The organism is Clostridium sp. (genome assembly GCF_050717545.1).
GTDB lineage: Bacteria > Bacillota > Clostridia > Clostridiales > Clostridiaceae > Clostridium_AD.
The window spans coordinates 19019-32997 of sequence record NZ_JBOITN010000006.1; the positions used below are offsets into that span (position 1 = coordinate 19019).

Annotated in this window: 8 protein-coding genes; all 8 read left to right on the forward strand. The window is 29.3% G+C overall.

Going from position 1 to position 13979, the window contains the following annotated elements; all coding sequences use genetic code 11:
• Positions 1 to 61: 61 nt before the first annotated feature.
• The 8 genes from ACREVX_RS01165 to ACREVX_RS01200 all read left to right on the forward strand — a co-directional run bounded on the left by ACREVX_RS01165 (position 62) and on the right by ACREVX_RS01200 (position 13666).
• The gene (locus ACREVX_RS01165; RefSeq protein ID WP_431542232.1) at positions 62 to 1228 is read left to right on the forward strand and encodes a YecA family protein; all 1167 of its coding nucleotides are present in this window, start codon (positions 62 to 64) and stop codon (positions 1226 to 1228) included.
• A gap of 307 nt (positions 1229 to 1535) precedes the next feature.
• Entirely contained in the window at positions 1536 to 3167 is a 1632-nt protein-coding gene (locus tag ACREVX_RS01170) for an ORC-CDC6 family AAA ATPase (protein ID WP_431542233.1), read from the forward strand.
• Between the two features lie 415 nt (positions 3168 to 3582).
• Positions 3583 to 4215 carry a hypothetical protein gene (locus ACREVX_RS01175; RefSeq protein WP_431542235.1) on the forward strand — a complete coding sequence of 211 codons (633 nt, stop codon included), beginning with the start codon at positions 3583 to 3585 and terminating at the stop codon, positions 4213 to 4215.
• A 13-nt stretch (positions 4216 to 4228) separates the two neighbouring features.
• Positions 4229 to 4627 (forward strand): hypothetical protein, encoded by a 399-nt coding sequence (locus ACREVX_RS01180; RefSeq protein ID WP_431542236.1) that lies wholly within the window; start codon positions 4229 to 4231, stop codon positions 4625 to 4627.
• Between the two features lie 425 nt (positions 4628 to 5052).
• Positions 5053 to 8361, forward strand: coding sequence for a type I restriction endonuclease subunit R (locus ACREVX_RS01185; protein ID WP_431542238.1), 3309 nt, complete (start codon positions 5053 to 5055; stop codon positions 8359 to 8361).
• A gap of 20 nt (positions 8362 to 8381) precedes the next feature.
• Positions 8382 to 9881, forward strand: a complete 1500-nt coding sequence (locus tag ACREVX_RS01190; protein ID WP_431542239.1) for a class I SAM-dependent DNA methyltransferase — start codon at positions 8382 to 8384, stop codon at positions 9879 to 9881.
• 1 nt (position 9882) lies between these two features.
• Positions 9883 to 11082, forward strand: coding sequence for a restriction endonuclease subunit S (locus ACREVX_RS01195; RefSeq protein ID WP_431542241.1), 1200 nt, complete (start codon positions 9883 to 9885; stop codon positions 11080 to 11082).
• Positions 11083 to 11536: 454 nt separating this feature from the next.
• Positions 11537 to 13666, forward strand: coding sequence for a metallophosphoesterase (locus tag ACREVX_RS01200; RefSeq protein ID WP_431542242.1), 2130 nt, complete (start codon positions 11537 to 11539; stop codon positions 13664 to 13666).
• The last annotated feature ends 313 nt before the right edge of the window (positions 13667 to 13979 follow it).

Genomic DNA, 13979 nt, shown 5'->3' on the forward strand with positions numbered 1-13979 from the left:
TAATAATCAAAGTCTAATAATATAATAGTTTTAATTGGAAATTTATGTAGGGGGTAAAGACTTGAGTAAAATTGGTAGGAATGATGAATGCCTATGTGGTTCTGGAAAAAAATATAAAAATTGTTGTGCGAATAAAGAAAATACCATGCCGCAAGAAGATATAAGAAGTAATTTTAGTGATAATCCGTACTATATATTTAATGGTAAATATAATGTCCCAATACATGACGCATGTAAGAGTATTAAAGATTATGCAATAGCATTATTCGAACAGATGATTGGTTCAATAGATGAAAAGAGAGACGATATAATTAAAGTTGACAGCATCGACTTGCATGATTTGGTTGAAATAGGTGAGGAGCATTATTACACAGAACTTAAAGAAATACTAAAGTTAAAAGGACTAAACTCTTTTTCAATAGATCAATTTGTTAAAGAAAATAGAACACATGTTAATGATCACAAGTTATCCGTTTCTGAAAAAATTATAATAAACCATGTCACGACTAGCAATTTATGCGAATATTCTATGCAAACAGATTTTAATGAATTAGATTATGGGGCGATGAGAGTATTAGCAGAATTGGGACAACAAGTATTATCATCAAACATTTCAAAAGATAATGTAATTTCTGGAGCAACTATTTATGTAGATAAAGATGAATTAAAATCTTGGAAGCTTCATCTTAGAGATAGCAAAGATACTCCGATTGATATAAATGCGCCACTATATATTGAATGGATACCCCTTAATAAGCTTGATCATTTGGCCTCTATTAATAAGACAAAGTTGTGTGGTTTAACAACAGACTCACAGTATAAATTAGCTACCGCATTAGCAATTGAAGCACAATATAGTAGTGATGCTAACTCCATATTTGCATTTAGCTCACTAGCAATTTTATTGCTCGGTATTATAGAAAAAGAATTAGGAAATATTATTTCTATACTTGATAAAAGTAAAAAATACAAACGAATGATGTGGTATGATTTATGCAAATACGTTGAAAAACATAGCATTCCTATTATAAGTGAAAATCTTCCATTATATGAAATTCTCGATGAACTTCGTCCGATAAGAAATAGAGTTGCTCATGGGGAAATGATAACTTTAAATGAGTATGAAATAATTAAACAACTAACTTATGCTAACCAACTTATTGAATTTATCTCTTGGGAAAAATCTACATTGATTCCCATTGATGTTACTCCTTTAAGTAATCTATAATATTTACTCTTCATAGGTTATTAGATGAATTTAACGTAGATACCTAGGTGTTATGGATTTCGGACAGGGGTTTGACGCTCCTCGCCTCCACCAGTGAAACCCTCGACTAATTAATTTTAGTTGAGGGTTTTCTTATGCGTTGATTTATTCATATCTGTATTTGAGTGTTAATATGTTAATAATTAGGAGTTAACAAATAAAAACTTCTTAACGTCCTAATAATAAACGCATTTTCATGTTAATTAATGGAAGCATAAATTATTTTATGGTACAATATTCATAGGACTTAAATTAGGGGGAATATATATTGAATGTTATACAAATTAATCAAGACTTTTTTAAACATGATGCCCAGGCGGGTGGTTTTTTTCCTAATACACATACTAATTTAATATTAGATATAGAAAAGTTTATTAGTACAACAGGTCAAAATTATTTAGTGGAAGGAATAAGAGGTACAGGAAAAACACATATATTGAAAATGATAAGTAATAAGTGCTTAGCAGAATATAATTCTAATAAAATATTGCCAGTATATATATCACTAGCCAGTGTAAGCCAGTGGATGGAAAAAGATATGGTATCTTTTAGATTACACTTGTATTCTACTATCGTTAAATCTACTATTGAGATTATTGAATTTAAAAGAGAAATTATTGAGTTATCAGGAAATAGTGAAGCATTAAAGGCTATAAAGAAATTAGCTCAAATGTTTGGATTTAATAAAGAGGAGAACTTTAATAATTTGATAAAAGAGATAAAAAAGTTTACTCAAGAATTACTGAACCAGTTAACATATAACGTAAATGAACAACTTATAAAAGAGATTAAAGAAGAAATGAGTGGTGTCAGTGGTGAGGTTGGTTATAATAGTGTTAAGGCTGGTGCAAAATATGATGAAAAGAATTTATTTAGTAAAGAATTGAAATTTGTTGGGAAAAACTTATCACATGAAGATGCGGCTAGTTTTATAATACAATTTTTTAAAGAATTAAAACAAATATTCAATCTTGATTATACATATATACTTATTGATGAATGTTCAGAGGTATCAAAAGAGGCCCAAATAGAAGTGTTTAGATTACTAAAATTAATAAGAGGAGCTTTTAATAATGATATTCATGTTAATCCTATATATTTCTGTGCTACAGTATACCCTGCCCCAATAACTTATTATCCTTCAAAATTGAAAGGAGATTCTTTTAACTTTGAAATGGGACATGATGCTGTTGTTGAGTATTTGGATTTAGATGAACTGGATGAGGAATATCTTGATTTCTTTAGAGAAATAACCAATAAAAGACTCAAAGAATTTATTCATAATGATGAAATAAACAATTATTTAGATATCTTTGAAAATGAAAAAGTTTTTATTCTTGCAGCATATTTATCCAATGGGAATATAAGGCGATATATAGAAATTTTAAAACATGCATATGACAACTTAAAACAAAAAGTAAATCTAATGACCAATGGTAAATTCGCTAATAAGAAAGGGATTTCTACAAAGGATATAGAAGAGGCTGTGTATTCTATTGTAAATGACCAAATACTATCATTTAATAGATTAAGCCAAGATGATTTACAATTGTTGCATGAAATTATATTTAAAATAAGTAAAAGAAATAAGAAAATTGAAACTGAAAATATAAGTAAAGGAAAGAAAATACCAGCTAATGTTTATTTCACAATTTCCAGATTACATGCTATGAAATACGGTAATTTAATTATGCAAGGGGCATTGCATGATAAAGGAAGGACTAGAAGAAGAAAATATCACATAAAAGATGGAGTTAGAGGGTTATTATATATGTTAGATTTATCGGTAGCTTTTAATGAAAGTGCTATAAATCGGATGAGAGCAAATGAAATATTTACTAAGGATTTAAAAGTTAATGCTAAAAGTGGATATCTTTATTGTCAAGACATAGAAATTTAGCAGGTTTATAAAATTCGTTTAGTGTAGAAGAATCGTTTAATTTAATTTAAATGATTCTTCTTTATTTTTATGTGATTTTAAGAGTCTATAACAGTTAAGCACATCTTAGTAAACATAAATCTAGTGTTTTGGAAAATTGAATAAAGAAATACGACTGAAATTGTTTATAAGAAATTTAGCTCATTAATTATTCTACTATTTTAATATGTGATTAAGGTGGTTTTTTGTACTGTGATTTGGGAAAATGAAGATGATGGGATTCTCTCTTATTACTATTATTATTATTATTATATTACAATAGAATTTAAAAGTACTTGACAATGACAGTCAATTATATTAATATTAAATTAATAGACCATTTAAACGATGTTAAATAGAGAGATGTAGTTATATAATATTATATTGGAGGGCTAAATTGAAAAAGCAAATCGCTACAAATTGTTCTTCAGCATTTATAAATGCAACAAGTGTTATTACTAAGAGTATGGGAATATCTAGGAATGCTTACATCGAAACTACTGCTATTTTAGAATGTTTGAAGGAAAATAGATATTATTTTACAGAGGAAGAGCTGGATGAATTATGGGATGATTTTCCTAGTAAAAGCAATTGTAAAATTACAAAGGAATTTCTCGACCTTCATAAAAAATTACCTCGGGATATAAAATGTGAATTCATTAATTTTTTCTATCAAATTAACTTGTTACAGAATGTGAGATATTCAACACTAAAGCAAGCAAATTTCTATGTTAGAACAGCAAATCAAGTAGACGAGTTTCTTTTCTACTATGGCATTATAAATATGAGAAATTATGATATTCAATATTACATAGAAAGGTTATCAATTTCTATTAACACTTACGGTAAGGAGGATGGTAAAAGCAATGAATATATGTATTTAGGAAAAATGCAGCAATTCAAAAATTCAGCAGTAGTCTCACAATTCTTTAATAAAATATGTGAAGAGCTTAAGATTAAATATTGTGATTGCATTAAAGTTCACTATTTAAGTCTAGAAGGAGTTTTGAAAGTTTTTAAAAAATTATAAAGGAGAAATTTAAATGAGTAATTGGATAATATATGATTGTGAAAATAGAATTAGAGAGATTTTGCTAAGGTCAGAGTATAAGAAAGAACCAGGACATCATTTAGGAAAGCCGTTTTTGTCACCATATCAAATCGCAATTGAATATGATAAAACTTTTCATAATGATGTGTTATCAATGGGGTATGTAGTTGGTGGGAAAGGTGTTAACACTAAAACATCTTTAGCTCAGTATATAGGAAGGGAGCTATCAAAACGTATAAAGAATATTACAATAACAGATATTGAAGGTGGATTTTTTTCTAATAAAGATTTGGAAGAGATAAGCTTTAATCATGGAAATATAATAATATCTTCGGCAACTGGTGGAATTCAAGATTTATCTATATTTAGAATAAAAAGCTCTAGTATTTAGAAACTGAGAGAATACATTTACCATATTAAGTCTACGTTATCTGTTACGGTGAACCCATACCACAAATGACGTAGACTTCTTTTTAGACAAACCTTTAATATGATTGAAGAGTAATAGCGTAATAGCTATTATTAAGACAAAGTGAGGATATTAATTGAATAAACCTAATAAATTTTGGCAGTGGGTGGAAATGAAGTTAGAGCTAACTGAGTACTAAATAGGAATATATTCTAAAACTATAAATGCTATATGATATCATATTATGTTATGATATTCATTCTAATATTAATTAGATGAGGGGCGTATTTTTAGAATAATAAAAGGCTCTGTAAATAAAAAATATCTCATATATATAACATTCGGAATAGTTTAAATATGAGAATTTATGGTATAATATTGTTAAAAAATGCTTTGGGGGAATAATAATGTCAAATTTCTATTATTTAAGTAAAAAGTGGCCAATACTTGCTAAATTAGGTGTTCAAGCAGAAAGGTATTTACATACAGATAATAATGCTTCAATGTTAAAAATGCGTATGTTTGGTGAACAAATAATTGACCATATTTTAGCAATTTTGGGTATTGAATCAGATAAGTTTGCAACACAAGATGATAAGATAAAACTTTTGAGAAATACAAAAATAAACCAAGCTATTCCGGATCTATTTAACATAGTTAGAAGATATGGCAATAAAGCAAATCACCAAGGCTATGAAAATAAAAAAGATGCATTAGAGTGTTTAGTTTCTATGTATAAAATAGCGGCGTGGTTTTATATAAAAGTTACTAAAGATACGTCAATAATGCCTTTAACGTATAAAATCCCAAAAACAACTGAGGTAAAGGTAGATGCTTATGATATAGATACCTATGCAAAAGAAAAGGAAGAAATAAAAGAGCAACACAATGAAGAAGTTAAATCTGTTAAGGAGACAACTAACGTAATCGTTGAATCGGAGCAAGACAAGATAATTGAAAAAGAAGTTGAAGATACATTAGATCTTAACGAAGCAGAAACAAGAAAAAAATTAATAGATATTATGCTAAGAGATGCAGGTTGGGATATAAATGATAAAGAATTAGTTAGGTTAGAATTGCCGTTAAAGGATCATAAGAAAATTGGTGGAACTGGGGCAGCAGATTATGTCTTATTTAATAAAAAGGCTGAACCTATTGCAGTGGTAGAGGCGAAGAAGACATCTGTTGATCCTATAATAGGTCGTCAACAGGCTTTAGACTATGCTAATACCATAGAAAAAAAATATGGGAAAAGACCAATAATATTTTGCACTAATGGATATGAAATAACAATTTGGGATGATACATGTAGTGAACCTCGACCAATTTGGGGTTTTTATACATTGAATGATTTGGAAGAGGTGTACTTTAAACATAAACATAAAAAAGATTTAAATAAGGTTGAGATAGATAAAAATATAGCAGGAAGACCATATCAAATAGAAGGAATTAAGAGAGTTTATGAAAAATACATAAATGGGTATAGAAAATCGCTTTTAGTTATGGCTACGGGCACAGGGAAAACAAGAACTGCTATAGCATTAACGAAGGGATTAATGGACGCTAATTGGGTCAAAAGAGTATTATTCTTAGCAGATAGGGATGAGTTAGTTAAACAAGCTAAAGAGGATAAATTTAGTTTTAAAACCTTTATGCCAGAACAAATAGCATGCAGATTTACTGGGAAAAACTCAGACAATAGAGAAGCAACTTTGTACTTCTCGACTTATCAAACAATGATAAACTACTATAGTAAGTTTAGTGTAGGGTTCTTCGATTTAATAATATGTGATGAATCGCATAGAAGCGTTTACAAAATTTACAAGGATATTTTAGAGTATTTTGATACTAATATATTAGGATTAACTGCAACTCCAGTTGATTTCATAGGTAGGAATACCTTTAAACTATTTGCTTGTGAAAAAGGCGATCCAACGTTTAATTTTTCTGTAGATGATGCATGGAATCATATGCCGCCATATCTAATTGAACCAAGAGTTATTGATGTTACTACAGACTTTCTAAGAAAAGGCATTAAATACAATGAGATGACAGAAGAACAAAGGCAACAAGTAGATGAAGAAGGCTATGACGGTGATGATATAAACTATGACAAAACAGACCTAGAAAAGAAAATTACTAATAAGGATACTAACAGATATATATTAAAGACATTAATGGATAATGGAATAAAAGTTGGTGATTATATTGGCAAAACAATATTATTTGCCAAGACTAAAAAACATGCAAATCTCTTGGATTCATTATTTAATGAAATGTATCCTCAATATAAAGGAAAGCTAACAGCTGTAATATACTCTGAAATTACTGGTAAATCTGTATTAATTGAAAAATTTAAAGGGGAAGATTTTCCGAGAATAGCAATATCGGTGGATCTATTAGATACAGGAATAGATGTGCCAGAGATTGTTAATTTAGTATTTGCAAAGCCCATATATTCAAAGGTTAAATTCTGGCAGATGATAGGTAGAGGAACTAGACGGTGTGATAATTTATTTGAACTAGGAAGAGATAAAAACGAGTTTGTTATCTTTGATTGCTATAAAAACTTTGAATTCTTTGAGATGAATCCCAAGGGTTTTGTGCCAAAACCTCAGAAAACAAGTTTGCAGGTAAGATTTGAAATAATGTGTAAGCTTTTGGAAAAGTATAAAAATCAGAACGAAACCAATATATGTAGTGACTTTGTAGTAAAGCTAAAAGCAGATATATTAGAGTTACCTCAAGATAGTATTGAAATAAAGAAAAATAGAAAAAGAATAGAGCAGGTTAAAAAACAAGAATATTGGAGTCATTTAAGTGAGGATTTTATAAAAAAACTAAAAGTGGAGATAGCACCTTTAATTCAATGGATAGAACCTAAAGATAACTCAGATGCTATAGGGTTTGATAACTCTATATATAGAATTATGATTTTATATATTACTGGTGACAAGGATGGATTGATTATAGAAATCAATACTACGATGGAGAAACTAGCAAGGTTAAAGATAAATTTAAACTGGTTTGATGGTAAAAGGGAGTTAGTTAAATCACTTTTACATCCATCAGGATGGGAAGAGTTAAGTTATAAAAATTTAGAGCAAATAAGAGTAGAGTTAAGGGAGTTAATGAAACATAAAGGGGCAACATCTAATAATTTTGTCGTTTTTGATATAAAGGATACGGGTGGATTTATTAAAGAAATAAGTGCTGGTTCGGTATTGTATGGAGCAAATATGGAGCCATATGAGAAGAGAGTTAAGAGTGCTATTGAGAGCAAATTAAATGATCAACTTGTAATTCATAAAATAAGAAAAGGAGAAAAGCTATCACAGACAGAGATTGAAAGTGTATACTCTATATTTGGCGTAGATTTTGTCTATAGCATTGATGAGCTTTCAAGTAAAACAGATATTGATAAAGAAGATATTATAGGGATTATAAGAAAATTTGTAGGTGTAGATGAAGTAGAGTTAAATAAAATGTTTGAAGTATTTATCCAAAAGCATCATAATAAGATGAATGCCACTCAGATTAAGACCTTAGAAATAATTAAGAATGATATTGCAAAGAATAAAGGGATATCTTTTGCAGCATTATTTACAGAGCCATATACAACCTTTAATCAAAATGGAGTAGATGGTATATTTGGGATAATGGCAGATGAGGTTTTTGATTTAATAGCTCCGTTTAGGGCTACATATATATCATAGGATAGGAAGGACGCAAACAAATGATAAGTGCAGATATAAAGAGTAAAGTTGATAAGCTATGGAATAATTTTTGGTCTGGGGGGATATCTAACCCTCTCACAGTTATAGAGCAAATTTCATATCTTTTGTTTATTAAAAGATTAGATGATATTGACAATTCAAACATTACAAGATCAAATAGGATAGGGGGACCATACAAATCATTATTTCCAGATGATTTAATGAAGTGGTCGGAATTTAAGCATTTAGATGTAAATGAAATGTTTGATATAGTAGCACAAAAGGTATTTCCATTTATAAAGAAAATGGGTGGTGAAGAATCAAGCTTTACTGCCGAGATGAAGGACGCAGTATTTATGGTGCCGAAGCCATCTTTACTGCAAGAATCGGTAAGACTTATTGATGGTATACAGATGGATGATTCAGATACTAAAGGTGACTTATATGAATATCTATTATCTAAACTTGCAACATCAGGTGTTAACGGTCAATTTAGAACGCCAAGACACATAATAAGAATGATGGTAGAACTTATGAATCCAACTTTAGAGGATAAAATATGTGACCCAGCATGTGGTACAGCGGGTTTTCTTATTAATTCATTAGAATATATTTTAGAGAAGTATACAAAATCTGAAAGTGTATTTACTGATGAAGAAGGAAATTTTCATAGCAAGATTGGAGACATGATGACGAGTAGAGAATGGGAGCACTTTAGAACAGATATGTTCTATGCTTTTGACTTTGACCCATCAATGGTTAGAATAGCTTCAATGAACTTAATGCTTCACAGTATAGATGATCCAAATGTTAGACAAATGGATGCCATGTCTAAGAGATATGAAGAAGAAAACAAATACACTTTAGTGCTAGCTAATCCTCCATTTAAAGGCAGCATAGATGAAGGGGACATAAACACTACTCTAGTTAAGGGCGAAAAAACAACAAAGACGGAGCTTTTATTTATAAAACTTATAAATCGAATACTTGACTTAGGTGGAAGGTGTGCAGTTATAGTACCTGATGGAGTTTTATTTGGTTCAACAAAATCACATAAGGAAATTAGAAAAATATTAATAGAAGAAAATGAATTAGAAGGTGTAATATCAATGCCGTCGGGAGTATTTAAGCCTTATGCAGGAGTATCAACAGCTATACTTATATTCACAAAGGGTGGAGAAACAAATAGGATATGGTTCTATGATATGCAAAGTGATGGATTCTCCTTAGATGATAAAAGAAATAAGTTTGATAATGAAGGTGATATACCAGATATAATTTCAAAGTGGAGAGCTATAAAAGAAGACAAAGCTATTGAACCAACAAAAGATGATAAATGGTTCTGGGTAAATAAAAAAGAAATTTCTGATAATGATTACGACCTTTCCATAAATAAGTACAAAATAATAGAATATGAAGAAATTATTTATGAAAGACCACAAGTTATATTAGATAAAATTGAAGCTTTAGAAATAGATATTTTAAAAGATATAGCTGAGTTAAAGGAAATGGTTAAGTAGTATGTTAAACGATAAAATAATTAGCGGATGGGAACATATAAAAATAAGTGATTTAACTGATGTTATAACAGGAGGAACGCCGAGCACAAAAAAAAATCAATATTGGGATTGTGGTGATATACCTTGGTTACCGTCAGGTGGATGCAAAGATAAAGAAATAAATACCGTAACAAAGTTTATAACAAAAGAAGGATTAAGGAATAGTGCAGCAAAAATAATGCCTATTAATACAGTTGTAATAGCATTAACTGGAGCAACTACTGGAAAAGTTGGCATATTGAACATTGAAGTAAGCGCAAATCAATCAGTTACAGGTATTATTCCAAATGATAAATTTATTCCTAAATATATGTTTTATTATCTAAGAAGCATTAGAGCAAAGATATTACATGATAGTTATGGGTGTGCTCAAAAGCATATTAGTCAAGGTTATGTAAAAGACTTAGAAATATTATTACCACCATTAGAAACTCAAAAGAAAATATCTGAGGTTCTAGAAAAGGCTGAAAGAGCTTTAGAAAAGAGAAAAGAAGTTAATAGGTTGATGGATGAGTATTTGAAGAGTGTGTTTATAGAGATGTTTGGTGACGAAAATGCTAATGTAAAGTTAGTTAATGATGTAGTTCAGTCTATAGATGCTGGATGGAGTGTAGGTGGGGATGAGAGAAAAATTGAAATTAATGAAATTGCAGTGCTAAAAATAAGTGCTGTTACTAAAGGAATATTTGATGCTAGTAAGTATAAAGTTATTTCAAAGGATATAAAAATTAAAAAGTTTTTAAGTTGTAAATATGGAGATATACTTTTTAGCAGAGCTAATACTAGAGAATTAGTAGGAGCATCATGTATAGTAGATAAAGATTATGATAATTTAATTCTTCCAGATAAATTATGGAGGATAACAGTAAATGAAGATTTAATGACAAGAGAGTTCTTCTTATATTCGATTAATACGGATAAGGTAAGGAAGGAAATATCAAAGTTGGCCACCGGTACAAGTGGATCTATGTTAAATATATCAATGGCTAAGTTCAAAAAAATAGAGTTAAATGTGCCATCTTTTAAAAAACAGAGTACATTTTCAGAAATATACTTAAAAATAAATTCAATTAAAGAAGATGTAATATTGAACGAAACTCAAATGCGTAGCTTATTTAATTCATTAATGAAAGATGCCTTTAATGGTAAGTTAGAATTTTAGTGAATTTGGTTAAATTTTGATTTTACTGTGTTAAACCGTTTCGAAGCCACAGTATAAAGAAAAGGAGAATCGTCATTTATGTGACGGTTCTCCTTTTCTGTTCACTGCAAAAATACACAAAAACTCACTGCAAAATAATTCTCCTATCCATCACAAAACCACTTTACTATCTACTCCAACACTCTATTCCATTTTAACCAGTTCTCTTTTTACTGCATAATCTAAATAATGCAGTGGATCATTACAAGTTTAAGGAGGAGTAAAATCTGACTTAGGCTTTTTTATATTCAAAACTAAAAAATTTAAGATAGGATGTACATATATTATGAATTATGGATATATTTTATAAAAGTAATGTTGTGAGATAATAATTCATGATATAATAATTGCAATATTAGTTGCAATTTGTAAAATGATCGGAAGTAGCATGATTCAATAACAAAGGAGTGTTTGTATGAGTTATTATGCGATAGGTGATATCCATGGAAGGTATGACCTTTTCATAAATGCACTTGAAAAGATTAAGTTTAATGTAAAGCAGGATACACTCTTTATACTTGGAGATGTAGTTGATGGTGAAAAAGGAGCAGTTCCAGTTATTCAATATATGATGGCGCATAAAGACTGTGTTAAATTTGTTATGGGTAACCATGATAGGGGCTTTTTGAAATATAGGGTGCCAAGTATTAAAAAGATAAAAGAAGACGAAAAACTTAGAAATCTAGTGCTTGAAGCAAATAAATTATGCTCGAAATCTAGTGCAAAGAAATATTTAAGGTTACTAAATGATGGGAAGAACATATATAAAGAGAGTGAAAAACTATTAAAAAGTACTAGAAATTATAGAAACCTCATTGAAAAGGAACTTGAGATTGCAGAATATTTGAATTTTGAAAAAGAAAAGATGGAAGCGGTCTACGATTTTCTATTTGCAGGATTTCAAACTAGTAGCAGGTCTAATATCTTTTGTGGTCTTTACGAGGAAATGTTTGAGTTAAGTGATGAAGAGTTTGAAAGTATTGTTGATTTCTTAAAACTTCAGCCTTACGAATATTGTTTTAACTATAATGAAAAATCATTTTTTTTGGTTCATTATTTAAGATATAAAGAGGTCGAGGGACCGGATAGTAAATTAGCTAATGAATACCGTATGGATTTAATGCCATATGTGAATCATGAATTTAATTTTAATTATGACTATGTGTTATCTGGCCACTATCCCGTAGCGCGATTACATAGTGGTGTCGTTATCGATTTTAATTATAGGGAAATTTTTTCATACATAGACAAATGGGGGACTCATTACTATAACTTAGATTTGGTTGAAACAGATATTTTAGGCGTTTTAAGACTTGATGATATGGAAGAATATTATGTAACAAGTAGAAATGAAAAGACGGATGATAAGTATAAAATCCCGAACAAGTCTGTTAAGGAACGCAAGACTGGAATTGTGGTTTTTCCTGACAAGTCAAGCGATGAGAAAGTTGTTATGGTGTTAAAGGATTACTGTTGGTCAAATGAATGGTTCTATTTTGACAAAAAAAAATCAAGAATAAAATTTCCGATATATACTGGTTATTATAAAGTGGTACATAAAAGCAGTCTTGAAAATATAGTAACTGAAGCAAAGCAAATAAAAGTAAATAAACACATACCATATTTACAGTCGAAAAATCCGAATACTGCAAAAGATATGCTTCTTAAGCTTTCTGGGTCAGATGATATAAACATATTGAAAAATCTAGCTGATAATGAGGGAACCCCACAGAATGCATTACTTAAGTTAAGCAAGATAAAAGAAACATTTATGGCTATAGCTAAGAATCCATCTACTTCTGAGGTCATTCTATTAAATATGTGTGATATGTATGACTCAGTTACATTTGTCAATGCTGTTTTACACAATAGAAATGTAAATAGTGATATTCTCTTAAAGCTCTACAAAAACGAAAATTGCTTTACGCTTATAGCTCAAAATCCTATGGCTACAGAAGAGATTTTACGTGATATATATATAAAACATAATTCAGATAAATTAAATAGAATACTTTTGAAACATCCCAATACACCCGATGAAATAAAAAACGAAGTGAAAGAGAAAATTGATAATAAAAAAAATTATAATAGGGAACTTAGAAAAATTGCTTCTAGTCAAGATACTCCAATAGATAAATTAGAAGAATTAGCAAGTATAAACAATGAAAGTATTATTTTAGCAGTTGCGAAAAATATCAAAACGCCCATTAAGGGACTAATTACTGTAATGAATCATTATAAACACGGTTCAAAAAAAATTAATGAGAGTATACTCAAAAATCCAAATATCAACAATGATATATATGAACATTTACTCAGTGGATATAGTTCCATTGATACTTGTCCAGTTGAATTTTGTAAGATAATGTTGGAAGATAGTAAAATTTCTACAGAGAATATAGATGATATATATAAGAAAAATAAATCTCAGTGCGTACGTCTTATAATTGCTAAACATCCAAATTCGTCAATGGACCTTTTGAAAAGATTTAAAGATTATAAAAATGTTGAAATTAGAGATGCAGCGTTAGATAACATAAGTTAATAGATATATATATATGGATAACTAAAATATCATATTTTGATAATAATCTTTGAAAAGACAAAATTGTATTTTTCTTCAAAAAATTCAGTGAATGTTTAAAAAACCTAAGACAGGGTGAAATCTGTCTTAGGTTATTTTTTTAAAATTCTAAGAAAATATATATTATTACCTTGAAGGAATTCGAATTGATAGTGTTAACTAGCCTATGAAAAAACTAGATTAAAAATTTTCAGATTTAAATTGTACTTTGAAAAGTGAAAATATACCTTAAAGGAATGAAACATTAGTTTTGTTATCAACAAAACTTTTGGAT

What these genes read in the sequence shown, in the direction of transcription:
- ACREVX_RS01180 (WP_431542236.1), top strand. Translation starts at nt 4,229, where the DNA reads ATGAGTAATTGGATAATATATGATTGTGAAAATAGAATTAGAGAGATT.
- ACREVX_RS01185 (WP_431542238.1), top strand. Translation starts at nt 5,053, where the DNA reads ATGTCAAATTTCTATTATTTAAGTAAAAAGTGGCCAATACTTGCTAAA.
- ACREVX_RS01190 (WP_431542239.1), top strand. Translation starts at nt 8,382, where the DNA reads ATGATAAGTGCAGATATAAAGAGTAAAGTTGATAAGCTATGGAATAAT.
- ACREVX_RS01195 (WP_431542241.1), top strand. Translation starts at nt 9,883, where the DNA reads ATGTTAAACGATAAAATAATTAGCGGATGGGAACATATAAAAATAAGT.
- ACREVX_RS01200 (WP_431542242.1), top strand. Translation starts at nt 11,537, where the DNA reads ATGAGTTATTATGCGATAGGTGATATCCATGGAAGGTATGACCTTTTC.